Source organism: Lysinibacillus sp. NPDC093197, assembly GCF_044754025.1.
GTDB lineage: Bacteria > Bacillota > Bacilli > Bacillales_A > Planococcaceae > Lysinibacillus.
Window position 1 is genome coordinate 994,979 of sequence record NZ_JBIVOH010000001.1, and the last position, 24,268, is coordinate 1,019,246.

Sequence of the window (24,268 nt, forward strand, 5' to 3'; positions counted from 1 at the left end):
AATCTATTAATGCAATCTTTATATTCACTGATAAGTGCTGCTAACTTGCGAAAGTCATTCTAACTTTTCTACATTATTTTATCTATGCTTTTTAATGAAGTCAAAACTTCAAAAAATATGATATGTCAAGAAATCATCTTGTAATTTCACTTCATAAAATCGCATTGCCTTTAAATCACCTCTATAAGAAAAAACGCCTTGCTTGATTAAACTTTTTAGACGATATTCAATCCATTCGTCTCCAGTATATTGCTGCATATGTCCAATCACTTCACCAATTAATCGTGCAGCCTTCTTATATTCCACTTTGCCATCTTCATGATACATACGATTAGCGCATTCAATAATAAAATCATCATCTCGATTTTCATTACTGCTGTTTAATAGCTGATTACATGCCCATGTTCGAATGATATGGATATCGTCAGACAATAAATATCTACCCTCATCACTTAGAGTTTGTCTTTCGACGTTAGATAATGGCTCCATCCCAAACTGCTCGTAAAAATTAAGAAGCGTTTCTCCATTTAATTCACCAGTTGTTCTTGGATAGTTATCCTCCACTAAGTATGGGTATATATTTTTTTCATGAAAAGCAGTGAACGTATCAATTACACGTACTGCATTCAATTTACCTTCTAGCATGGCTAACACAAGTCGTAATCCTGTTTGTTCGTGCGCATTTTGACATGTCCAAATAACGATAGTCTGATGTGGTAAAATATTGTTTATCTTTTCAACAGCAGTTAGCATACGTTGTCTATTATGTTCAAGACCATCATCTTCAGTATTGTATCGTTTCTGAAACCAAGCAAGTCGTGCTTCAATACCCGACGCGTTATGTAAATCCTTTATTGGCCCAATGGACAAATTATCTGGGAAAACAATAATACCCTCTGTCTTATGATAGTCCGTATCTCGGAATGCAGCTTTTAAACTTCCACCCGGTGAATCACCAAATAGGATATGTACCGTTTGTGCATTAACTGCTTTTTCCTTATCTTCTGACATGTGCAGAATAACCTGTTTAATGTCCTCATTCGACTTGCCATTTAGTAAAGATATGAAAAGCATTGACTTTGCTTCCTCTTCACTTAGCTTTTTTATTGCTTCTTTCAAACGACTAACATCCTCCAACATTCATTGCTCCTTTCTATGGCTCGATCTTTTGCGATTATTCTCTCGCGTTCACCCAATAGACAATACCGATGATTGCACCGCCAATAATATTACCAATTGTGACAGGAACTAAATTTGCCACCGCACCACCAAGCGATACAAGATCACCGTGCGGAATAAAGAGCGCAAGGCTAAAAAGTGTCATATTGGCAATGCTGTGCTCAAATCCCGATGTAATAAAGGGGAAAATACAACAGAAAATCATCGCTAATTTTGCTATTTCTGTTTTTAATTTATAAGTACACCATACAGCTAAGCAGACAAGAAGATTACATAAAATGCCACGACATAGCAGCTCAACAAAGCTTGCATTCATCTTGGACGTTGCACTTTTCTCGATATAAGTAGCTATATCGCCAACGGCAAGCCCTGCATAGAAGAATAACATTGCACCAAGTAATGAGCCAAAAAAATTACCAATGTAGCTAAATAACCAAATACCGACCATTTCAAGTGGGGAAGATTTTTTCTCTAATGTACTTACCGATAATACGAAGTTATCACCCGTAAATAAATTCGCACCAGCCATCATGACCATACTAAGTGCTACACCAAATGCTAACCCCTGTACTACTTTCATACTCGGTACACCCACAGGATCAAATAATCCTCTAATTGTAACGATTAACAAAATACCAAAACCAATAAAAAGTCCACCAGCAATCGCTTGCAATAAATAGTTAAAAGGTCTTTTCTTCATCATCGTTATTTTATTGTTAGCTGACGTGCACACGATAGCAATTGTTTCTTTCATCATGCTCACCTCCAAATAAACAATACCTATATTTATCATATCGCATTTCGGCGTTCTCCCAAATTATCAATGTGACTATTTTTTAAAAATATGCTAAGTGTTGCACTACCTCTTTGCCTTAACAAAAATAAAGGGTTCCGTTTTAAATTGATTATTTTTTTCTATTAGTCAAACCATTCTTTCTATCAGGAAATGCATTGCTCATTTGCTCTTATAATGCTAAGATGCCACTAATTCCTATAAAACTAATTTGTTAAGTAGGTAAAAGAAAGGGGATGATTAAATGAGTCAAATTATTACCAACAAAATTAAGCAATCTATTACTGAATTAGTAGGTCATACACCGCTATTGGCGCTTAATCAGTACACGAAAGAACTACAACTTGAAGCAGAAATTATTGCGAAGCTAGAATATTTTAATCCTGCCAATAGTGTAAAAGATCGTATTGCAAAAGCAATGATTGAGGATGCTGAAGCACGGGGTCTATTGACAAAAGACAAAACCATTATCGAAACGACAAGTGGAAATACTGGTATTGGGCTTGCAGCCATCGCAGCAGCGAAGGGCTATAAATTACGTATTTATATGCAAGATGGTGTAAGTGAAGAGCGAACAAAAGTTGTGAAGGCATATGGAACTGAGGTTGTTCCATTTTCAGATGTGCCAGAGATGGTAGCGGCCTTTGAAGAAACCAATGGTGATTTTGTTGAAACAAGTAAAGTTTTTAGAGAAACTGTCGTTGATCAGGAGGAAAATGTAGTCTTTCTAAATCAGTTGAACAATGAAGTGAATCCAAATATTCACGAACGCACAACCGGACCAGAAATTTGGGAGGATACAGATGGACAAATTGATATTTTCGTTGCAGCAATTGGTACAGGTGGCACAATTAGTGGTGTAAGTGCTTTTTTAAAATCCAAAAATCCCGCCATTCAAATTATTGGCGTAGAGCCTGCTATTAACTCCATTGCTACAGTTGACAATCCTGATATTATTGAAATTACAGGTGTACATCGCTTTTCTGATGCAGAAGAAGCACGAGTGCCATCAAATGTTCACCTTAATCGGATTGATGAAGTGCTAGAAGTAGAAACAGCCGATGCCTATGAAGCCGCTCGTACCGTTGCGAAGACGGATGGCATTTTAGTAGGTACCTCCTCTGGTGCTGCACTATTTGTTGCAGCAACTCTTGCTAAACGACCTGAAAACAAAGGGAAGCGTATAGTCGTACTCTTTCCTGACACAGGACTGCGCTATTTATCTACCGATTTATTTTAATGCTAAAATGAAGGATGGAATCGTCATCTATCCTTCATTTTTATTAAGAAGCCTAGGAAAGCTCTCTATAGCACCTGTCCACATATTACTTAAAAAATAACATCATTCCAGGAGCATCAACATCCCGTTCTGTAAATCCAAGTTTTTGATAAAAAGGTTGTTTGCTCTTAGCACAAGATAATTGAATCCATTTAATATTTTCATTTTTACAATGTGCTAATAGAGCTTCCATAACAGTTGTACCAATTCCATTTCGTTGATACTCGGGATGCACCATTACATCGCAAATAAACGTTTGATAAATACCATCTGAAATAATTCTGCCATAGCCGATTAATGTTTGCTCATCATAAATTGACACACTATACCAGCTATTACAAATGGCTTGAAATAATTGTTCGTACGTATACAGCCTCTTCGCATTCCAACCGGTAGTTTGATGTAATGCCTGATATTCTTCAAACGTAGGGTTCGTTTCACATATTGTATACACCATCACTATTTCCCCCTAGATCATTTTGAATAAATATACAATAAATATCATGTTTATTCAATATAAAACTAGAAGATAATGATGGATTTATTAAGGTTGTGATATAGCGAAATCGCCCTTAGCACTCATGTATAGTCGTAGATGATGATCGACTATGATATCAATAGGACTGACAATTGCTTTTTTAGTAGAGAAATACCAAATGCGTTCACTAGGACCGATTAATAGATGCACACCATCCTCATAATTCCCCATAAATGTAAGCGCATCTGTACGAATTTCTTCACCCTTTAAGGGCGTGATACCATATTTCTTTAAACAATCTGTCACAGCATGAATCGCATTCGTCGTTAAATTAATTTCAGCAATATCTACTACATGTTTAATTGAAAATGCATCGGTATGAACACATGGATTTATCCCATGTCTAGCGATAAACTCTAATACATTACCTTCTGGATCATAAAAATAGCATGAGTTCGCATCTAACGTTTTAAAATATACTTCATCCTGTTCATCTAAGCGTAATAATTGGACGCGAGCTTGTGCCCATCTTTTCGCTTGCTGAAACAAATTACTTGGAATATTGAGCGCAAAATGATATTGCTTTGCTATAGAAGCATCCATTGTTTCGAATTGGATGACGCTTTCCCCGGCTGCTATTTCAAAATAATGCTCCGCTTCTTCTAACAATTCAAATTCTAATATGTCACAGTAAAATGCCTTCAATTTATGTAAATCATGCGCGAATAGCTTCATTTTTGATATCATCATCTTCCAGACATCCCCTTTGCATTTAATACATTTACTGTACTAAATAAATACTTAATGAACCTCATGCAAAAGAATGAACAATTTGAAAACCAATTACGGCTTGAAAACTTCATACCCCTATACGGGTGTACGATCCCCTCTACTATTCGGTTGAGAGATTACTAAAAATTCTACATCTTCCTGCGAATCATTACGCATTTGATGCGCCTGAAGAGGAGGCACTTCAATTCCTTCATTTGCCTGCAATATAATCCGTTTTCCGTCTATTTCCATTGTTGCCGTACCCGAAAGCACAAAAAAGAATTGTTGGGCTTCATGATGATAATGACAAACTTCCTCTGTATTGGCAGGCATTCGTTCATGAATAACGCTCAATTCATTATTTTTAACTAAATGCCAACCATCACACTGATTTCCCCAATAATAATGTTCTGCATGTTCTTTACTAATTTTCAACTACAACTACCCCTTCATTTTTCGTGACATACTTTCATTTAACTTTTATTTTTTCGACTGTAGCAACAAAAATAGATTCTTTATGCATTTTAATATATTGATACTTCGATTCCTTATAATACCCTTCATTTTTCAAATACGCTTTTAGCTCAGATTTTTTCTCGAAAACTTTTTCTACATTCGTTTCCCCACATTCTGAGTCATCTGTTTTTTTACAAATGTTCATCATAAAAAACTTCGTCATTTGTAAACCTCCTCCATTATAGTAGGATTAAATTGTTAACAAGCTATTTCCATACTTTATCTAATTGATTTGCATAGAAATTTATCGCATTTTTATAACTAAGTATTTCAGGGTCTGTTGTAGTATTTGCCAGGCATTTTAATAAGAGCTCCATCGCCTTTGAATGTTCGTTTAAATTATATAAAGTCATTGTATAAAACACTTGTAATGCTTGATTCGTTGGAAAGGATGCTATTCCCTCTAAAAAAACATTTTTCGATTTTTCATATTCACCTAACGTTCTATAAGTACTGCCAAGTCCCAAGAACGCTCCCTCTAAATCTGTTCCAGATAACCCTTGCGTAATTGCCTTTTCATAGTAGGGAACGGCTTGTAATTCTTCACCTAAAACATCAAAGCTCCACGCACATTGGTAATTCACCAATGCATCGTCAGGATATTCCTTTACCAGTTTTAAAAGTAATTGATTTGATTCTAACTTCTTATTATCTGTTCGTAATTGAATGGCTCTTGCTAGTTGTTCTTCGTACAATGTTCTTAGCTCCTTTAGTAGATCTACTACTCTCTAGTCGTCGTTAGTGCATTTCAAATTAAATTGGTAACTTTAATAAACTTCTGAACATCTTTGCAGATTGACTTTCTGGTAAAATCCCACTTTGTGAATTTGATGTGAACGGTAGCCACTGCCAATCTTCCCCTCCTGCAAATGCAACTCTTGACCATTTCTCCAAAAAATCAATAAAGTTGTCCCCTAATTTATAGCCATGGCCTTCACCATCATCATGGCTTAAATAAACGACACAAGCATCAGGACTATTATCAACGAGGTCAAATGCAAAATAATCTCCATTGCCTACCTCATAAAAGGCTAATGTATGATGCCACACTTTGTCATACTCATTATTTGGATTTGAAAAAACTTCTGTAACCCATCCATTTTTATCATCATTCAGCTCTTTCAATAATCCTAAATCCCAGTGAAGCATCCCGCTAAAGATTCCATCCAATTCATCATCTAGTTGATAATCATCAGGGAAAACCCACCGCAAGTTACATGTTGATGAAAACTCTAATAGTACTTTTTTAAAACTTTCTGGAAGTTGGAAGCCTAATTGGTTTTCACATTCTGCTATTTGTTGTGAAGACGCAGGAGCACCAACCATTACTTGCGATACATCTCCACCTATTGCATTCATTCGTTCCACTATATTCGCAATTCGATGCTCGAACATACGATAATCCATGTTCAATCCCCTCCTTCCCCATTATCCAAAGACAGTACAACTTTCCTATTCTTATATCATCATACACTATATGTAATTTCGGCAGTTACTATTTTTACCATTATTTTGTATTTTGTTTACGATTTATGTTAATAATAAAAAATGACCAGTTCACTTTTATTGCGCTAGTCCCTGGTCATTTTTTTTATTGATTTGAACATGTAGTCTTCTTACTTTTTTTCGACGCCAATAATTAATTTTATAATCTACATGATCATTTCTCATTATGTTGTATTTTTACTTTTTTAATTTGATAAACAACACCAAAAATCAAATTAAACTGGATTGACAAAGGAAACCACTGTTTTCTATGCCAACAGTCCTAAAAAATACCTATTAATATTTAGTCTCTTGTTTGTAATCTTTATAGCCCAAAGGTATAGAAATAATTACTAACAAAGCCGCAATAAGATAAATAATCGTTTTTGTATTTGAAGATATAGTTAAATATGATGCAATACAGCTTATACTGACTGGGATTATCACTAAATAATGATATGGTCTTAATCTCATATCAACTTGCCCCCTTTACAAAAATCTTACCTTCTTCAAAGCTTGTAGTTAGGTTAACTTTCGATTTTTAATAGACTCTCGTAACGATACAATACTGTCATTGGTTAACTCTAAGCGACATAATCCTATAATCGAGCAATATAGCCTGATATTATTAGTATTTAAATTTAATAGTGAACATACTTATTTAAATAGCTATAGCTAAACTACCTCGAGTTACCAATAATTTATCATTGATAACGATTCTCATTCAATAGTTAAATCACATCATTTTTATAAAATTCCGAAAATTTTTTGGTGAAAATTTGAGTATTATGTATTAAAATATTATCCTTTTATTAGCTTTTATTTAATCTTTTTTGTAAATATTCAGCTCACCAAAATCTTTTTTCATAATTAATTTTATAGTTTAAAAATCTAATAAACAGCAAAGAAGACCACCCTACATGAAGTGGCCTTTCCTGTCTTATTCAATATATTGTGCACTAACTTGAAGCTTCCGTTGTATTATCCACTGTGCAACAATGAGATTAGGCACCCAACATAACCATGAAATGATAGGATAACTAATTATAAAATTTTCAAATCCAAATAATACAGTAAAGACTAAAAGCCAAATTCTCAATGTTACAGCAGCGAAAGTTAACGAATAATTTCGTATCATCCATTTTTGATGATCATAAATTTTTTGTTCTTTAATTTTAACTACTGCTTGATATCCAGTAATCATCCACAATATAGATAGTGTGCTAAAACCGAGCTGTGATACGAATCCCCCAGTAGCGTAAAATGCTAAATAAAGACCTGAAACACTCCCGAAAAATATGCCAATCATATAGATTTTCCCTAATATTCGATGTCGCTTTATATTGTTTTCTCTAAACTTTGAGAATAATGTAAAGGGACCTATAACTAATGCCAGTACACTATATATAATATGGGTATAAAGCATGGTATACCAAAGCGAATCTAATGTATTAATAAACATAAGTTTCATACTAACAAATCCTGCTTTATGTGCATCCAATATCAAATATTGAACAATAGAATAACTAGCTATACCAATAGCTAAGCAACAAAAAATAAGCCAAGTTTTTTTATTCATTTTGCGGTCCCCTAAAATTATAAATTTTATCAAAGAAATTTCGTTTCTTAGTCCATAATGTAACATTAAATTTTAGATTGGTTGTTTTTAACACAGTAAGTGGTAATAAAATGTATATAAGAGGGCTTATATTATACGTATCATTATGTTGGATTTAGTTACTATATGTAAAAAAGATTAATATATAAAGGTTTGCCGGTTGTTTAAAAATTTATCTGAGGAAAAGACCACCCATCACTGAGTAGTCTTTTCATCGTTTATTCAACTTCCTTATAGCACTTAGTCCCTCCCCGCCTCGTAAAACTTCTGTGCTAACATAGCAGGTCTTGTACGTGTGTCCGTAAAGTGATCACCATCGCCTACTATCAGGCGGAACTGTCCGAGCCGTCTAGACATATTCGGATGCCAGCCGTAGCCCTCCCCTTGTGGTAAAGCATTGTCTTGGTAAAAATAAACGTAACTTTTTGGTATAGAGAGTGTGTAGAAGGCTTTAAGATCCAGCTTCTCGAATAGTGGCTTAGCAGGTTCTGGGGTGATGACCGCATACATCCTTTTGGCTTCTTGCAAAGTGGCAGTATTGACGAACGAATCCCGAAACAACGGAAATGGGAGCATGATTGTATCGTCGTTAGAAGCGATTCTAAGCTGCTCGAAACCTTGCCTCATTTGTGGAGGAAATGCGTCGGCAACGGATTCGCCATCTTGCAGTACAAACGCGTCCCAGAAAACGAGACGCTTTATGCGATCCGGTATCTGCTCTGCAACCTTTTGGATAACTGTTCCACCAAAGCTGTGCCCGACAAGAATAAAATTACGTATATTCAATTGCTTAATAAAATCAACGACAGTCTTTGTAATCATTGCATGTGTAACATTCTTGTTCGGGTCATTGCCATGACCTGCATATTCCGGTGTATAAACGACATGTCCTCGACTACGAAGGATAGCGGCTACACCGTCCCAAAAGTGAGCATCAGCCCAAGAACCATGGACAAGTACGAACATCAGCCGTTGTGCATGTGAATAGGTGCTTGCATTCGCTTCGTGAGCGCAATTCCATTCATCTGAATAAGAGGAGGAATAATACCTCCATGGCATTAAACTATAATCAGGATAGGAAAATGGATAATTTCCTGGATACGGAAACATATACTAGACATCCTTTCAAATCGACATATAGTGTCAGCATATGCCCAACGTGAAAGAGAAGTTCCCGCACTCAAGCTGTCAAAACCACCTTTACTATTTGAGAATTATAGGCTTTCAAACAATAGTCATTTGCATATTCCCTTTTCAATCCCCTCTAGCTTACCGAACTTGGTTAAGTTGTTCACTACAAATTAACAATAAATTTCTATCTAAATCTTTAAAAACAAAATAATAATTATCCTCAATTTCAGTGAATTTGTTTTTTTTGGTATGGTCACAATAACTTGTCTCCCTACAATTATTTAATATAAACTAACAATTTTGACATTTACTATTAACCTTTTTTGTTTGAACATTTCAATTTTAGCTACGAAGCTTTAATATAGCTCTTGAGAAAAACAATTTCTTTATGAACTAAATAATAAAAACCCAGGCTCAACATTATTCGAGTACCTGGGCTATTTTTAATTCCAAATTGGCGCTAAAAAACTATATAGTTGTTGAATTACTTCCTTCGTCCATCTTCAACATAGCTTTATTGAGCTTATTCATGCTCATTATTAATTATCCGTTTGTGATTCCTGAAGCTCTTCGTTTTCATGCATAGAAGCTAAAGAATTTTCATCATTTAGTTCATTATCATTCGTATTCTGGATTTCTTCAGCAACTTGTTCTTGAACTGTTTGAATACGATCCTCTAAATCCGAAAGTTTTTCATATTTACTATTTATAAAAATACCTCGGTCTGCATCCATCTCTAATTCACTGGAAAGGCGATTTTGCTCACGTCCTAATGAATTTTTTGTCAACTCTAGTGTTTTCACTTGTTCGAGTGAAACAGATTTTTCTAAAAGATTTTCCATTGAGTTGGATGGCTTTTCGTTTTTCAAATCCTGTTCATTTTGGTTTGTCGTTTTCTTTTGCTCATCCGTTTGCTGTTCAGCTATTTGCGCATCAATATCAGCTATTTGCTTTTCAAAATCTTTTAGTTGTTCTTTAATAGATGATAAGTCGCCGCCACTTTCTAACGTACGTTCACTTAGGTCACTTTTCATCTTTTGAATATTCTCACGTTGTTTCATTAAACTTTCGATAAGACTTGTTTTAGCTTGCTGCCCTTTAAACAAATTACGAGCTTGTTGTCCAATTGTTAATGTATCTTTATGTACTATAAGATTTTGCTGAACCAATTTAGGCTTACTTGCTGATACATTTGACAGCTTCATGAAATTAGAAGAATTTCATTCGTAAGTTTCATATTACATCACCTCTTGTTTATATATCGACCATTTATTGACATTTTAAAGTGAAGAATAATTAACTCTTCTATATTGCTTTTTCATTGCAAATAAAAAAACCAGCTCCGCTATAGTTGAAAGTATGAAGTTGAAATAATTAAGGATATTTTATTGGGATAAGTTAAATAATATCTTTAGGAGGTGTTGAAATGAAAAGGGATAAAAAAGACACAGAATTTGCAACAGACGCGCCAACAAAACAATCAACTATTAAAAAACCTAATGAGCGTGATGAACATACTGAAACCACTCGCCCACCTGGAGACGTTAGAAATGCGAAAAAAAGTAAATCCACTTCGTTATAAAGGTTTGTAAAAGTGTCCTGCTTTGGAAAAAAGATGCACTTGAATCGCTTCGCAAAAAATTTAGACCTTAAGATGAATAAACAAAAAGACCAGGTACTCACAAAACAATGAGCGCCTGGTTTTTATTACTTCAGAAATATATTAAAGTGTTTATCGATATAATTCTTTTTGATTCCCCCGCAAATTGGTGGCACAATTTAATAACGTTGGCAAATCGGTGGCATCTTCCACCCAAGTGATATAAAATTATTTATTTAAAACCTCTATAAACATTGTTATATCAACGTTACTTCGAATCATCCATCTTCAGTACAGCCATGAACGCTTCTTGTGGTACTTCGACTGAACCGACTTGTTTCATACGTTTTTTACCTTCTTTTTGTTTATCAAGAAGTTTACGTTTACGGGAAATATCCCCACCGTAACATTTTGCTAAAACGTTTTTACGCATCGCTTTAATTGTCGAACGAGCTACAATTTTTTGTCCAACTGCTGCTTGAATTGGAACTTCGAATTGTTGACGTGGAATTAATTCTTTTAGTTTTTCTACGATGATTTTTCCACGTTCATAAGCAAAGTCGCGGTGAACGATAAAGCTAAGTGCATCGACTTGCTCAGCATTTAGTAGGATATCCATCTTCACTAGTTTTGAAGGTTGGTAACCGATAAGCTCATAGTCAAATGATGCATAGCCTTTTGTATTTGATTTTAAATAATCGAAAAAGTCATAAACAATTTCAGATAATGGCATTTCATAAATGATGCTGACACGTGAAGTATCAATATAATCCATCGTCATGAAATTACCACGTTTAATTTGGCAAAGCTCCATTACCGCACCAACATAATCATTTGGTACCATAATTGTCGCTTTTACATATGGCTCTTCTACACGGTCAATTTTTTGTGGATCTGGCATGAAAGATGGATTATCGACTTTAATGGACGTACCATCTGTCATATGCACATCGTAAATTACAGATGGAGCTGTTGTAATTAAATCAATGTTAAATTCACGCTCAATACGCTCCTGAATGATTTCCATATGCAATAGCCCTAAGAAACCACAACGGAAACCGAAGCCAAGCGCTTGCGATGTTTCAGGCTCATATTGCAATGCAGAGTCATTTAGTTCTAATTTTTCTAATGCATCACGTAAGTCATTATATTTAGCTGTATCAATTGGATACAATCCACAGTACACCATTGGATTTAAACGGCGATAACCTGCTAATGGCTCTGTCGCTGGACGATTAGCGAATGTTACAGTATCCCCAACTCGCGTATCCCCAACGTTTTTAATAGACGCTGTTAAGTAACCAACATCTCCAACGGTTAGCTCCTCTTGTGGTACACTTTTCGGAGTATGTACGCCGACTTCAATAACATCAAATTCCGCACCTGTCGCCATCATACGAATTTTATCGCCCTGTTTAACAGTACCATTCATAATTCGAATGGAAATGATAACACCTTTATAAGCATCGTATACAGAGTCAAAAATAAGTGCTTGTAATGGTGCATCTGGATCACCAGTTGGTGCAGGAACCTTTTCAACAATTTGCTCTAAAATATCTTCAATTCCGATACCAGCTTTTGCAGATGCTAATACAGCATCAGAAGCATCTAAACCGATTACGTCTTCGATTTCTTGGCGGACACGTTCTGGGTCAGCTGCTGGTAAATCGATTTTATTGATGACTGGCATAATTTCTAGGTCGTTATCAAGTGCTAGATAAACGTTAGCCAGTGTTTGTGCTTCGATGCCTTGTGCTGCATCCACAACTAAAATAGCGCCCTCACAAGCAGCTAAACTACGTGATACTTCATAAGTGAAATCGACATGTCCCGGTGTGTCGATTAAATGGAATGTATACACTTCGCCATTTTTGGCTTCATATTTTAATTGGACTGCATTTAACTTAATTGTTATGCCTCGCTCACGCTCTAAATCCATTGAGTCGAGTAGCTGTGCTTTCATTTCACGGGATGTCAATGATTTCGTTTGCTCTAAAATTCGGTCAGCAAGCGTTGATTTCCCGTGGTCAATATGTGCAATAATAGAGAAATTTCGAATATTCTCTTGTCTTTTTAATCGTGCTTCTCGGTTCATCTCTTCCACTCCTAATTAAACTATAATGAATTATACTATGAACCATATACAAACCACAACATTAGAACGGCATAAATGCTGTTAAATCAATGGTTACTCTTATTTATGTTTGTTATTTTCTGCGAATCAATGCATAAAAAAGCACCATATTGAGGCAATTAAGCTAAAAATGACTCTCTATAAGGAACATATAAAATATGGCGAGTGTGTGTACAAAATTGGTAATTGTAATGAATGTTTTGTTTTAGAAACTAGATGTCTATGCAAAAATGTCATTCTCGCACACATGTATTTTTGAGTGAGTTGACGCTATAAAAAAAGCACCTGCTTTTTAGCAGATGCTTTCTAAACCTACCCTTTATTTTGTAATTATTCGCTCACATATATCAGGAAAAGGGCTTTTTTATTCAACACTACCTATCTTTCACAAGCCCAGCCGTCTTTATCTCGGTCATGTTTGGATTGGTAGGCAGGATGGTCAGCGCCTACACCATTTGGGTAATCTTTCCGAAGCTCAGTACAATTTTTATAGGTTGTTTTACTACCATTTGAATGATTAGTATTTGAAGAACCGCTTGGTTTACTATTAGTCGTTGCAGACGGGTTTTTTGAACTTAAATAAGAATCAACTACATAGCCCTCATAAGCAGAAGTTGTTACATAAGACCAGCCAGCAATAGTAGAATGGACTGCTACTACTTCATTTTTAGATAGCTCTCCTACTTGAATACCAGAAGGGCTTGCAATATTTCTTACGATAAGGCTGCTCGATACAACATATTTTGAAATTGGCTGTGAATTACTCATAAAATTCGTTGTTGCAAAACCAATGACATTTCCATACTGTACAAATGACCAGCCATCTCCTACTGAACCAAAATCTTTAACAACCATTTTATTTTGCAATGTTGCAACAGTTTTTCCTTTTAACGAAGGGGTTTCTTTTACAACTAAACCGCTTTTAGAACTAGCTATTTTAATTGTATATGGTGCATCATTGAGTTCAGAATCCGCAATATACCCATCAATTATTTTATTTTCGCTATTTAAATAAGCTATGCGAGAAAAAGCATTTTGATTTTGATTAATTAAAGTAACAAAAATCCCTTTTTCTACAGTTCCTATTACTTTTGAATTAGCATCTGGTTTTTCGTATACACTCGTTGAAGAATTAGTAATTTTTACTTCTTTAAAACTGTTTGCATTAGCGATATTAAAGTTGAACGTAAATGCTAACAATAATGTCATCATCATTACTAGTGTTTTAATTTTCATTCTTAAATCTCCTTTTTTAATTTTTATATGTTTACTAGAAGAACTCCCGTTATGTAAACAATCATATGTTGGAATTTCTAGGTGTCATTTTTACACTTCAAGATATGTATGTTCTTCTTATCTCCACTTATTAAACATTATACACAACTGGTTTTAAAATGGTATAACTGTATTAAATTAGTTATTATAAAATATATGCAAAAAATCCCTGTTATTTTATATTTAAAACAAAAGAGAGACCAGCAACTATATTTTTAGCTGCTGGTCTCTTTGTATCTTATCGTTACTCGAAAGTTGATCTACTTCAACGTTAAAGTAGATATATGGAGGCTAAATTGGCAGTTAACATTAAACATCATTCATATGAGCATCGACTGCTTGCTGAATAAGGCTAGATAAAGCTTCTACCCCTTTTGGTTCTAGATGTACGCCGTCCGGAGCAAAATACTCGGGATGATTAAGCGCTGTTGAATGCCAATCAATTAATGTAATATTGTTATACTCATGTGCTTTATTTGCTAACGCATTATTCACTTTTGTTTCCCATGGACGTGGTACACGTGTATTCACTAAGTAAATTTGCGCTTGTGAAAATGCTCCAAGGAGAGTATCAATCTGGTCATTTGTAAAATAACCATTTGTGCCTAGTTGAATAATGACTGCTTTATTTGGTTGATTGAAACGAGTGTAACTAGGAACTAATTTAACTGCTTGTGAGACTTGTCTCCCGATTTTCCCATCGATTGTAATGTTAGGGTATAGCGTATGTAAACGCGTAGCAATATCAATCATAACTGAATCCCCGATAGCTAATAGTTCTTTATACGGTTCTTTCATAGGATTTACACTCGGCTCGTCTTTTTCAGGTTGAGACGCTTCGTCGTTATTTTCCACAGACGTTCCTACTTCTTCCTCGACCTTATTTTTTTCTTGCGTATCTTTAGCAGAATGCTGTTCTTCACCATTTATTTTAATATTTGTAGGGTAATTCTCCTTTGTATCCTGTTGTGCTTCCCCTACTACCCCTGTAATACCAGTAAAAAACACTAAAATGAATAGCGGAATAACAGCAGTTGCTATTTTTCTTGCAATCGAAAAATTTTGCCACTTGCTCGGATTGATAACCCAATATTTTCGGAAATACATTCGGAATCCTTGTTTACGAATCGGCATTTCAATAAAACGATACGATAATTCTGCGACGATTAATATAAACACAAGCTGTAAAGCGACACGCCAATACACTGGATTTCCTATTTCATGAACAGGAGTAGTTAGCACTATAATTGGGTAATGCCAAAGATAAATTCCATATGATCTAGAACCAATCCAGCAAAGTGGTTTCCATGAGAGTAGTTTCCCTAAGAAACTAGCTGGGTGACAAACACAGGCAATTAATAGCGCAGCATTAATACAAAATAGGAACATGCCGCCTCGATATAAAAATGCTTGGTATTCATCTACATACAAAATACTGGCAATAAAAATAATAAAGGTAATGACACCAATACTATTGAGCTCATAAACATGCTTGGCAGAAAGCTTTTTAGTAGAAAGTCTTTTCATCGGCCAAACGAAGGCAAGCCAACAACCGATTAGTAATTCAAATGAACGTGTATCTGTCCCATAATAAATACGACTTGGATCAGCTCCTGGCTGAAATAGGATAGCCATAAGTAATGCTGAACAAATTGCGCCGATGAAAATAATGTTAGAAAATTTACTTTGTTTTTTAAATATAGACAAACCAATGATTAATACAATTGGCCATATAACATAAAATTGTTCCTCAATTGCTAAAGACCATAAATTTTTCAAAGGGGAAGGCGACCCAAAACTATCAAAATAGGACAGTTTGTGATAAATAAACCACCAATTACTAGAATAAAAAATGGAGGATAGGGCGTCTCCTCGCAACGTATTTAAAAGCTCTTTATGAAATAACATCACCCACACGAAAGTGGTCATTATCATGACATATGCAGCTGGAACTAGGCGTCGAAAGCGTCCAATCCAAAATTTACGCAAATTGATTGTTAATTGCTCACCTTGCATCGGTAAAATCGTTGAGGTGATTAAGTAACCTGATAATACAAAAAATATATCAACTCCGAGGAATCCTCCACTGGCCCATCGAAAGTTAAAATGATAAGCAATTACAGCTAGTACTGCTAATGCTCTAATCCCATCTAATCCCGGGATGTAACGATGATTTAATGTCTTGCCTAACATACTGTTTCCTCCAATAAAATGTAAAACCCTTTTAACATTATTTAGTTTTAAAAATAGTTTGTATACTGCCTAGCCTCTGCTCCTTTTCCTTCATTTCCATTACTATTATTAAAGACGAATGAGCTACCTAAAAAGGTTAACCATTTTCTAAAACAAAAAAATTTTCACTGAGAATTTTTTACCTCTGTGATTTGTATAAATACCCCAAAAACTACAAATGTATGTATAAAATACTTTACTTTTACATTAAAATTCGTAATATTAACCAAATAAAAAAAGCATCTGCCCATAATGGTAGATGCTTTTGAAGCGGTTTTTTCCATTGATGTACACCATCGAAAATTGCCCGATTCAATAAGGCGTATGAGCTGACTTGAAAAGTATAATGCAAGGTAAAAACAATTGAAAGACCTCTGAAACAAAAAATTTTAGGTAATTTTTTCAATAGTCACCCTCACTTACCATTCATTCCCCGACATGGATTACATCAACTCATTTTCATAACAGTGACAACGACGAAGGCATCGCATGGATATGATTATTTTATTAATAACTAGCTATCTCGAATGTTTCTAAAATATTGAATGACAAGACGCTAGCTTTTAACTTTTGGATTCCGTCACAAAGCTTTTGGCAATTGCTTTTCCAATTACCGCAATTGTCCGATTTAATTCTTCTTCTGTATTATCTATTCCACCTAATTCAATTAAAATCATTTCTTTGGCTAAATCTTGATTGTAACGACCGTCTACATTGTCACCACTTTTCGATATAACCCCTCTAGAAACCTTTGGCACAATTTCATTCATAGCAGCAGAGAGACTTTCTGCATAAGCTGTATTCCATCTGTAATTTTTATGTTCTGCCCCCACAACAATAGCAATACGTGCATAACTTTCATTGTTATGTGTAATAGTTGTCGTATCACGCTTGGCAGAATCTCGGTGCAAATCAATCACTAAATTATAAGATTGTTCCTGTAAACGATTTGCTAAATATGGACGTACCGTGTTGTAAGCTTGTGGAAAGGTTTTGCCTTCAGATTTCATTACCTTCATGACATCAACATCTAATACATCTGTCTGTATACCGTTCATACTAAAATGCTTGGCAATCGCACCTTGTAAATTATAAATATTTGTCTTCTCATCATAAACGTCTGCTTTCCCGCTTACCGCTTTCACCATTGGTTGGTAGGCTTCTTGTGAATGCGTAAATAACAATAATACTTTAAAAGGATCCTGTTCTTCCGTCTGCTCTTTCGTCAACTCTAGTGCTGTTTGTTCAGGCAAATTAGTAGCGGCAAACACGACTTGTTTATCCTCTGGTTGCTTGATCGGAGTCGATGCTTGCTTGTTGAACGGAAGTTGCCCAGCAATGACTGGTAATACGAAAAAGAACAATAATAGACCAATTGACCATTGTAGTTTTTTTAGCAAAGTCACACCCTCCTCCCCTTATCGTATGGAGGGGATGTGTCTTTTAGAACGATGATTTTATAGATCGTTTGCCCAATTCATAAGCATAGTTGAAATGATTGTTGCATACTTATCTATCCAATAATCTGCTTCTTTTGGTGTCACCATTAACTGTGCATGAGAAGCGGCAAATGTCTCCTCAAAAAGCTGTTGGCGCTCCTCTTTTGTCCAAGTTGCCCATTCACCAAAAATCGGTGTCACAAGGGACATATCCAGTTCTTTATTAATGTCCGGTCGCCAAGAAGATAAAGATAATTTAGATGAAGGTTTTCCACGTTCCGCAACACGTGCAGCGATAGAGCGTAGCATCACCTCTACTGCATCAGCAATTAAAACTGGCGCGTCAACGACTGTTGGAATTCCGATAGCAGTAACCGGGATACCTAGCATCTCATAAGAAATTTCCTTGCGCTGATTGCCGACACCTGAGCCAGGATGAATACCTGTATCTGTAAGTTGAATGGTTTTACATAATCGATCACTTGCTCTCGTTGCAAGTGCATCTACTACTATGATTAATTTTGGTTGCAGGCGCTCTGCCAATGCTGCTACAAATTCACCTGTTTCATATCCTGTTTGTCCTGTTACCCCAGGTGCGTACATGACAAATTTGTCATCGATTTGCTCTAGACTATGCAAGTGATCAATAACATAAGGTCCAATGGCATCTGGCGTAATTGTTCTATTGCCAAGACCTATAATTAATATTTTGTCATCTTCCTTCCAGGCAATTGATTCATGCATTGTTTTAAAATTATCCAACAATGCTTTCTCAAGCTGTTCGAATCCATCTTCATCCTCTAAAGTAAGCGTTGGGACGGAAAGGGTTATATATTTCCCTTCCTTTTTGCCTATTTGTTTTTTACCCTCAGCATTTACTTGAACATCGGTAATTTTCACACGCCCTGCAGTTTTGTCTTCAATTTGAACCCCACTTGATTGTTCAAGTGTATCTTTTTGTTCCTTCGTTTGATGTAAAACTACCTCTTCAGATTCATCAATTAAATCAGTACGTTGCCAATTTAAGTTTTGCATTCAGTTCACCTCAAATTGTAGTTTGTTCAAACTGTCAAGTAAATATTCTTTGCATTTATCTATTGCAATTTAGCCTAGCGTTTGTTAAAATGATTTTTGTTGTATTGACACAAGAAATCAATGAGAAGATATCATCTCGTACCTATTTTAGGAGGTGAAAGATATGCCAAACATTAAATCTGCGATTAAACGCGTAAAAGTTAACGAAAAAGCTAACGCTGCTAACACTCAAGCTAAATCTGCAATGCGTACTACAGTGAAAAAAGCTGAAAACGCTGTTGCTGCAAACGCTGAAAACGCACAAGAACTTTTACAAGCAGCTTACAAATCTTTAGATAAAGCAGCTTCAAAAGGACTTATCCACAAAAACGCGGCGGCTCGTAAAAAGTCTCGCCTAGCTAAAAAAGCGTAAGTGTTTATTAAGGATCAGTTTACTCTTAGGAGTAACTGGTCTTTTTTCATTTCTAATTTTTTTATTAGGAATAATAAACAAATAAAAGCCGCCTTGCTACTGCGGGATACGTAAAAGCACGAAACATTCGTGCCTTACTCACCCGCTAAAAAGCAAAGCGGCTTTTAAAGTTTATGTTCGATTTTCCCTACTGAATCAGCCTTTTTAATAATGGTATTTTCTGTATAATCCACACGGTAATTGTAGATAGCACCAAAATGATTACTACTTGTAACGGAATCGCCATAAGCGGCTTTACAAAGAGCTCGTTTCCTTCAAAAAAGTGCGGACGGACTTTATCTAGAATCATCGCATGTACTAAGTAAACACCAAAGCTTGTTTGTCCAATTAGCTTGACTATCCCACTTGTTTCATAACTTCCTCTTGCTACTTTTCGATTAACCCAATATTTCACAAAAACAAAAAGTGCAACACTCATCGCAATAACATTAGGGCTGGAATACGAAAATGCATAGCCTGAAAATTGTCCTTGCTGCTCTGTCAACGCATTTGTGCTCCAAATCGTTTCAAGCGCACCAATTATCCCTAATATGTAAATTCCGACACGCCATTTTTTCGATAGCTCAAATTTCGCTAAATAATAGCCTAGTAAAAAGAAGCCGATGTACTCACTTAAAGGGAAAAACAATGTAAATTCATTACTCACGATATATGAATAATAACGGAATACCCCATAAAATAACATCCACAAAACAATCACATAGCCTATCATTTGTTTAGAGGCATGATTAACAAATATATTAAAAACTGGCGCTAATAGATAAATACCGATAAGCGCATAAAAATACCACAAATGATAGTATATCTGATCATTAAAAAACATGATTAGAAATTCTTTTAATGAATACCCTGGATTCCACATATATGTTGCCCAGGCATAATAAATAATCGACCAAGCAATGAAAGGTAGTAAAATTTTATTGGCACGCTTTTTAAAAAAGGTACTTAAAGATTCTTCCTTTCGTCCAAGTAAAAGTGCCCCACTAATCATTAAAAAAATGGGTACACACCATCGTGACAATGCATTGAATACAATGCCTGTTTGCCAATCAAAACTAGATATTTTGTCATAAAGTACGACATAAGGAGTCGCAGCATGTAAAAATAGTACGCCTATAATTGCAATGGCACGTAGGCTATCCATGTACTGAATTCGTGTTTGCACGTTCAAAAACCCCCCACGACATTATACAACCATTCATGCCCAACTAGTAAATATTTTTTACAGTCTGCGCAGTAAAAATAGTTCTAAATAACGCTCGCGGTTTCCACCAGCTGTTTTTAGCTGTAAATCAACCTCAGCTAATTGATACAAAGCCTTCAATAAGCTCTCTTCAGATGGTCGGTTGCGTTGCTCAACCATTAGCTTTACACGATAAGGGTGGATTTTTAAATTTTTTGCAATTTGCTGTGGATGGTAGCCTTTTTTCAGCAAGTAAAAAACATTCGACATCGTTCGCACATTGGAGGCAAGAAGACCGACAAGCATTATTGGCTCCTGTTTTTGTCTCAATAAATCATGGTAAATTGTCAATGCTGCTACTGGGTCGTGTGCCAAATACGCGTTTAACATTTTAAAGGCGTCTTGTTCGAGTGTTTTTGCTACTAAATCCTCCACTAGCTTCGTTGTAATTTCTCCACCCTCACCTACGTATAATGCGAGTTTTTCTATTTCCATCTGAAGTTGTAGCATATTCGATCCAACCATTGAGACAAGCTGCTCAATAGCACTTTGAGTAATTGTATTACCCTGCGCTTTTACAAGCCCTTGAATCCACACTGCTAAATCTTGTTCTTTCGGTGTTTCTGCTTGGACGATGAACGCATGCTCTTTCATCATTTTCGTCACTTTTTTTCGTTCATCCAGCTTTTCATATGGGGCAATAAAAACCGTCACCGAAAAATCTGAAGGGTTTGCAAGCCATGACTCTAATCGCTTAACATCGTGATCTATTTTTTCCTTACCTTTTTCACTTGCCTTTAAAAACGACGCATTTTTAGCAATTACAAGCTTCCGTTCTGAAAAAAACGGGATTGTATCCGCCTCATCTATAACGACATCAACTGGCAACTCTTCCAAATCAAAAGTGCTCATTTCAATCTCTTCTTCATTTCCTAGTGCATCCTTTAAACGTTTTACAGTTTCATCTATAAAATAGCTTTCTTCACCAATAATCAAATACACTGGCGAAAGCTCACCTTTTTTTATTTTGTTCCAAACCGTCGAAATCATAATATTTTTACCTCCATATAGCAATACTACTAGTATACATGATTTAGTTTCGGTTGTGACTTTGAGCTAAATTGTGTCCATTCCTTGCCACAGTTGGGAATTCATCTTTTCGATATAGCTTTTATGAAAACGATGTCTTATAATTAGTAACAGAATTGGAGGGATGACAATGAATCCATTTGAAGGTAATAATATACAATGCAAACGTAACGATGCTATCGATTCAGGCGTTGGCTTCGGCGTATCATTTGGGGTCTTCACTATTATGTTCATCATCGCAGTAATAGTAGACTACGCAAGCATGTAATCTACCTCTTATACCAATGGAAAAGACCTTGTTCAGTTTCGGACAAGGTCTTTTTCTGTTCGAACAATCCTTTTATCACGATAAATAGTGACTTCGATTGTTCCATCTATGCTGGTCGTTTTTGTCGCTAATCGGCGCTTCTTAAAACGCTCAACTACAATATCATGAGGATGCTGGTAGCGATTATTACGTCCTGCACTAAAAACCGTTAATGTAGGCTGTAGAAGCTCCACAAATGGCTCTATACTGGATGTTTTACTACCATGATGACCTGCTTTTAACAGCGTAATGTTTGCTAGCTGTTGGCCATATAGCTTTATCAGCTCGCGTTCTCCAGCTTCTTCTAAATCACCAGTTAACAATGCACGAAACGATTGCTGCTGTATAAATAATACAAGGGAATCGTTATTGCCTTCATAAAGCGTATCGCGGGGATATAAATAGTGAAAACTTGTAGAACCTACATGCCATGACGTACCTTCCATCTTTTCCTTCACAGGTACTTTTTGTTTCGTTGCTTCCACCAATAAATCTTGCATCGCAGGTGTATTTAATGAGCCTGGTGTTACATGAATTTCACGCATCGTTATTTCCTCAAGCACTTCCTCTGCTCCCTCTACATGGTCGGCATCAGGATGCGTCAAAATCAAAATATCCACCTCCCGAATACCTTTTCCTTTTAAAAACGGTACAACAACCTGTCTACCAACCTCATAGGGGCTGTTTGAGAGCTTCCAAGGCTCTTGCCTAAACCGAAGTACACCTCCTGCATCAACCACGTATACGGCCCTTCTAAACGGTAATTCAATGATGGTACAATCACCCTGACCTACATTCAAAAACGTAATCTTTGTTTCCTTATATAATATAGGCGCAAGATGTATACTAAGAGCAGGAATAAGAAGGACAATGGCAACTTTGCTATAGTGCTTTGCTTCTAAAAAATATAAACTAATAAGCACGCTGACAAAAGCGATGCATACTAGCCAGAAGGCAGGTTTCCCAGGCGACCAAAGTTGCATTGGCAAGGCTTGTAAAAACAGGATTGCCTCCGTTAGCCAATGACGCATTGGCTCATATACTTCAAATAATAGCTTTGCTAAAGGCGTCGAGAGGAATGTAGCGATAAGCATCAAAATATTTATTGGTAGAATTATAAATGAGAATAATGGTACAAAGAAAATATTTGCTAAAAACGAAGATATGGATAGTTCATAAAAATGATACAGTAATAGCGGATAAACAAGTAGTTGGCATACAAACGTGATTAAAAATGATTTTTGTAACCAACTCCTGTTCTGAAATATCCCCCACGAGTATATAAGACTAGCTGTTGCTAAATAGGATAGTTGAAAGCCAATTTGAAAAATAACACCTGGCTCTAGTAAGACAAAGCTAATAAAGCTGATGGCTAGTGCATCATCAACTGACATATGCCACCTCGTAAAGCGCAATAACATGCTCAGTTCCACAACAGAAACTGCACGGATTACTGAAGGTGCTCCACCCGCTACTACACCATAAACAGGTAACATGATGAGTAAGACGATTATGGCCATTTCTTTGCGAATCCCCAAACGTAATAACCCCTCATAAAACAACCATGATACAAGCGCTACATGTAAGCCGGAGATGGCAAATAAATGTGTAATACCAAGCTTTTGATATGCTCGTTGGAGCTCATCATCCATTTGATCTCGAAAACCAATAAGCAGCGCCTGTGCCTCTGCAATAAGCGATGGTGGAAAGAAAGTCTCAATATGCTTTTTTAAGTGAAATCTATACTTAGCAAGAACAGAGCTAATTGTTTTTTTCTCCGACATCAACGACCAACTCTTCACTTCAAATATGCCCCTTGCACCTTTGCTCACTAAATATTTCTCAAAAGAAAAAGTGTAAGTATGTGCAGGTGGATTTGGCGCTACAATTTCTCCTTGCACGACATAGGTAAAGCCAGTAATTGATGTAGTTTCATAAAAATGCTTTTCTAGCTCTGAGGATAACGTATACGTGACATAAAGTTTTTCGCCTGTTTCCGTTCTCGCAAAACCACTAAGCCGTTGTCCGTTAATTTTATAATCGCTCGTCCATGTTAATTGAAAAGTTGACGGTAAAGGGGAAGGTTCCGTCAATCGAAAAGTTGTAATAAAGAAGAAGGAAAGAAGTCCAGCACCTACTACGAGTGCGGAGATGAAAAAAGTTTCACCTTTTAAAGTAAGCCAAGTTACTACGATAAGTAAACTAGCAAGTAGCCAAGCTGACTTGTGTGCTGCCAGTGAAGCCACAAGTAC

At 36.0% G+C, this 24,268-nt stretch carries 24 protein-coding genes; 4 read left to right on the forward strand and 20 right to left on the reverse strand.

Features of this window, described 5'->3' with window-relative positions; all coding sequences use genetic code 11:
• Window positions 1–108: 108 nt before the first annotated feature.
• Together ACIP9G_RS05060 and ACIP9G_RS05065 are read right to left on the reverse strand one after the other, a co-directional pair.
• Window positions 109–1,140 carry a DUF1835 domain-containing protein gene (locus ACIP9G_RS05060; RefSeq protein ID WP_401017878.1) on the reverse strand — a complete coding sequence of 344 codons (1,032 nt, stop codon included), beginning with the start codon at window positions 1,138–1,140 and terminating at the stop codon, window positions 109–111.
• A 34-nt stretch (window positions 1,141–1,174) separates the two neighbouring features.
• The gene (locus ACIP9G_RS05065) at window positions 1,175–1,936 is read right to left on the reverse strand and encodes a formate/nitrite transporter family protein (RefSeq protein WP_401017881.1); all 762 of its coding nucleotides are present in this window, start codon (window positions 1,934–1,936) and stop codon (window positions 1,175–1,177) included.
• A gap of 280 nt (window positions 1,937–2,216) precedes the next feature.
• Here ACIP9G_RS05065 and ACIP9G_RS05070 point away from each other — a divergent pair, with 280 nt between their 5' ends.
• Window positions 2,217–3,212, forward strand: a complete 996-nt coding sequence (locus ACIP9G_RS05070; RefSeq protein WP_401017884.1) for a PLP-dependent cysteine synthase family protein — start codon at window positions 2,217–2,219, stop codon at window positions 3,210–3,212.
• Window positions 3,213–3,297: 85 nt separating this feature from the next.
• On the opposite strand, the gene ACIP9G_RS05075 is transcribed toward ACIP9G_RS05070, so the two are convergent.
• From ACIP9G_RS05075 to ACIP9G_RS05120, 10 genes are all read right to left on the reverse strand, one after another.
• The gene (locus ACIP9G_RS05075; RefSeq protein WP_401017887.1) at window positions 3,298–3,708 is read right to left on the reverse strand and encodes a GNAT family N-acetyltransferase; all 411 of its coding nucleotides are present in this window, start codon (window positions 3,706–3,708) and stop codon (window positions 3,298–3,300) included.
• An 87-nt stretch (window positions 3,709–3,795) separates the two neighbouring features.
• Window positions 3,796–4,479, reverse strand: a complete 684-nt coding sequence (locus ACIP9G_RS05080; RefSeq protein ID WP_401017889.1) for a VOC family protein — start codon at window positions 4,477–4,479, stop codon at window positions 3,796–3,798.
• Window positions 4,480–4,596: 117 nt separating this feature from the next.
• Window positions 4,597–4,935: a cupin domain-containing protein gene (locus tag ACIP9G_RS05085; protein ID WP_340823565.1), complete on the reverse strand. Its 339-nt coding sequence runs from the start codon at window positions 4,933–4,935 to the stop codon at window positions 4,597–4,599.
• Between the two features lie 34 nt (window positions 4,936–4,969).
• Entirely contained in the window at window positions 4,970–5,179 is a 210-nt protein-coding gene (locus tag ACIP9G_RS05090) for a hypothetical protein (RefSeq protein WP_340823564.1), read from the reverse strand.
• A 43-nt stretch (window positions 5,180–5,222) separates the two neighbouring features.
• Complete coding sequence (locus tag ACIP9G_RS05095) at window positions 5,223–5,711, reverse strand: tetratricopeptide repeat protein (protein ID WP_401017893.1); 489 nt, start codon at window positions 5,709–5,711, stop codon at window positions 5,223–5,225.
• A 58-nt stretch (window positions 5,712–5,769) separates the two neighbouring features.
• On the reverse strand, window positions 5,770–6,423 hold the full coding sequence (locus ACIP9G_RS05100) for an SMI1/KNR4 family protein (RefSeq protein WP_401017896.1): 654 nt from the start codon (window positions 6,421–6,423) through the stop codon (window positions 5,770–5,772).
• A gap of 375 nt (window positions 6,424–6,798) precedes the next feature.
• Window positions 6,799–6,975 (reverse strand): hypothetical protein, encoded by a 177-nt coding sequence (locus ACIP9G_RS05105; RefSeq protein WP_401017899.1) that lies wholly within the window; start codon window positions 6,973–6,975, stop codon window positions 6,799–6,801.
• Window positions 6,976–7,441: 466 nt separating this feature from the next.
• Entirely contained in the window at window positions 7,442–8,080 is a 639-nt protein-coding gene (locus ACIP9G_RS05110) for a DUF2306 domain-containing protein (protein WP_401017901.1), read from the reverse strand.
• 279 nt (window positions 8,081–8,359) lie between these two features.
• On the reverse strand, window positions 8,360–9,229 hold the full coding sequence (locus tag ACIP9G_RS05115; RefSeq protein ID WP_401017904.1) for an alpha/beta fold hydrolase: 870 nt from the start codon (window positions 9,227–9,229) through the stop codon (window positions 8,360–8,362).
• A gap of 560 nt (window positions 9,230–9,789) precedes the next feature.
• Window positions 9,790–10,419 carry a hypothetical protein gene (locus tag ACIP9G_RS05120; protein ID WP_401017906.1) on the reverse strand — a complete coding sequence of 210 codons (630 nt, stop codon included), beginning with the start codon at window positions 10,417–10,419 and terminating at the stop codon, window positions 9,790–9,792.
• A gap of 257 nt (window positions 10,420–10,676) precedes the next feature.
• Between ACIP9G_RS05120 and ACIP9G_RS05125 the strand changes: the two genes are divergently transcribed.
• A complete protein-coding gene (locus ACIP9G_RS05125; RefSeq protein WP_401017908.1) occupies window positions 10,677–10,832 on the forward strand; it encodes a hypothetical protein in 156 nt (51 codons plus the stop codon).
• A gap of 286 nt (window positions 10,833–11,118) precedes the next feature.
• Here the strand turns inward: ACIP9G_RS05125 and lepA are convergent, their stop codons facing one another.
• The 5 genes from lepA to gpr form a co-directional block, all read right to left on the reverse strand.
• The gene (lepA, locus tag ACIP9G_RS05130) at window positions 11,119–12,945 is read right to left on the reverse strand and encodes a translation elongation factor 4 (RefSeq protein ID WP_340823553.1); all 1,827 of its coding nucleotides are present in this window, start codon (window positions 12,943–12,945) and stop codon (window positions 11,119–11,121) included.
• Between the two features lie 417 nt (window positions 12,946–13,362).
• Window positions 13,363–14,220, reverse strand: coding sequence for an excalibur calcium-binding domain-containing protein (locus tag ACIP9G_RS05135; RefSeq protein WP_401017911.1), 858 nt, complete (start codon window positions 14,218–14,220; stop codon window positions 13,363–13,365).
• Window positions 14,221–14,568: 348 nt separating this feature from the next.
• Window positions 14,569–16,452, reverse strand: coding sequence for an acyltransferase family protein (locus ACIP9G_RS05140; protein WP_340823552.1), 1,884 nt, complete (start codon window positions 16,450–16,452; stop codon window positions 14,569–14,571).
• 602 nt (window positions 16,453–17,054) lie between these two features.
• On the reverse strand, window positions 17,055–17,897 hold the full coding sequence (gene spoIIP / locus ACIP9G_RS05145; protein WP_340823550.1) for a stage II sporulation protein P: 843 nt from the start codon (window positions 17,895–17,897) through the stop codon (window positions 17,055–17,057).
• A gap of 51 nt (window positions 17,898–17,948) precedes the next feature.
• The gene (gpr, locus tag ACIP9G_RS05150; RefSeq protein WP_340823549.1) at window positions 17,949–18,965 is read right to left on the reverse strand and encodes a GPR endopeptidase; all 1,017 of its coding nucleotides are present in this window, start codon (window positions 18,963–18,965) and stop codon (window positions 17,949–17,951) included.
• Between the two features lie 163 nt (window positions 18,966–19,128).
• On the opposite strand from gpr, the gene rpsT reads away from it, so the two are divergent.
• The gene (rpsT, locus tag ACIP9G_RS05155; RefSeq protein WP_172772128.1) at window positions 19,129–19,377 is read left to right on the forward strand and encodes a 30S ribosomal protein S20; all 249 of its coding nucleotides are present in this window, start codon (window positions 19,129–19,131) and stop codon (window positions 19,375–19,377) included.
• Between the two features lie 187 nt (window positions 19,378–19,564).
• On the opposite strand, the gene ACIP9G_RS05160 is transcribed toward rpsT, so the two are convergent.
• Window positions 19,565–20,602 (reverse strand): acyltransferase, encoded by a 1,038-nt coding sequence (locus ACIP9G_RS05160; RefSeq protein ID WP_401017916.1) that lies wholly within the window; start codon window positions 20,600–20,602, stop codon window positions 19,565–19,567.
• Window positions 20,603–20,659: 57 nt separating this feature from the next.
• The gene (holA, locus tag ACIP9G_RS05165; protein WP_401017919.1) at window positions 20,660–21,670 is read right to left on the reverse strand and encodes a DNA polymerase III subunit delta; all 1,011 of its coding nucleotides are present in this window, start codon (window positions 21,668–21,670) and stop codon (window positions 20,660–20,662) included.
• A gap of 169 nt (window positions 21,671–21,839) precedes the next feature.
• On the opposite strand from holA, the gene ACIP9G_RS05170 reads away from it, so the two are divergent.
• Window positions 21,840–21,977, forward strand: a complete 138-nt coding sequence (locus ACIP9G_RS05170) for a YqzM family protein (RefSeq protein WP_340826450.1) — start codon at window positions 21,840–21,842, stop codon at window positions 21,975–21,977.
• A 32-nt stretch (window positions 21,978–22,009) separates the two neighbouring features.
• Here the strand turns inward: ACIP9G_RS05170 and ACIP9G_RS05175 are convergent, their stop codons facing one another.
• Window positions 22,010–24,262, reverse strand: a complete 2,253-nt coding sequence (locus ACIP9G_RS05175; RefSeq protein ID WP_401017922.1) for a DNA internalization-related competence protein ComEC/Rec2 — start codon at window positions 24,260–24,262, stop codon at window positions 22,010–22,012.
• Window positions 24,263–24,268: the final 6 nt, after the last annotated feature.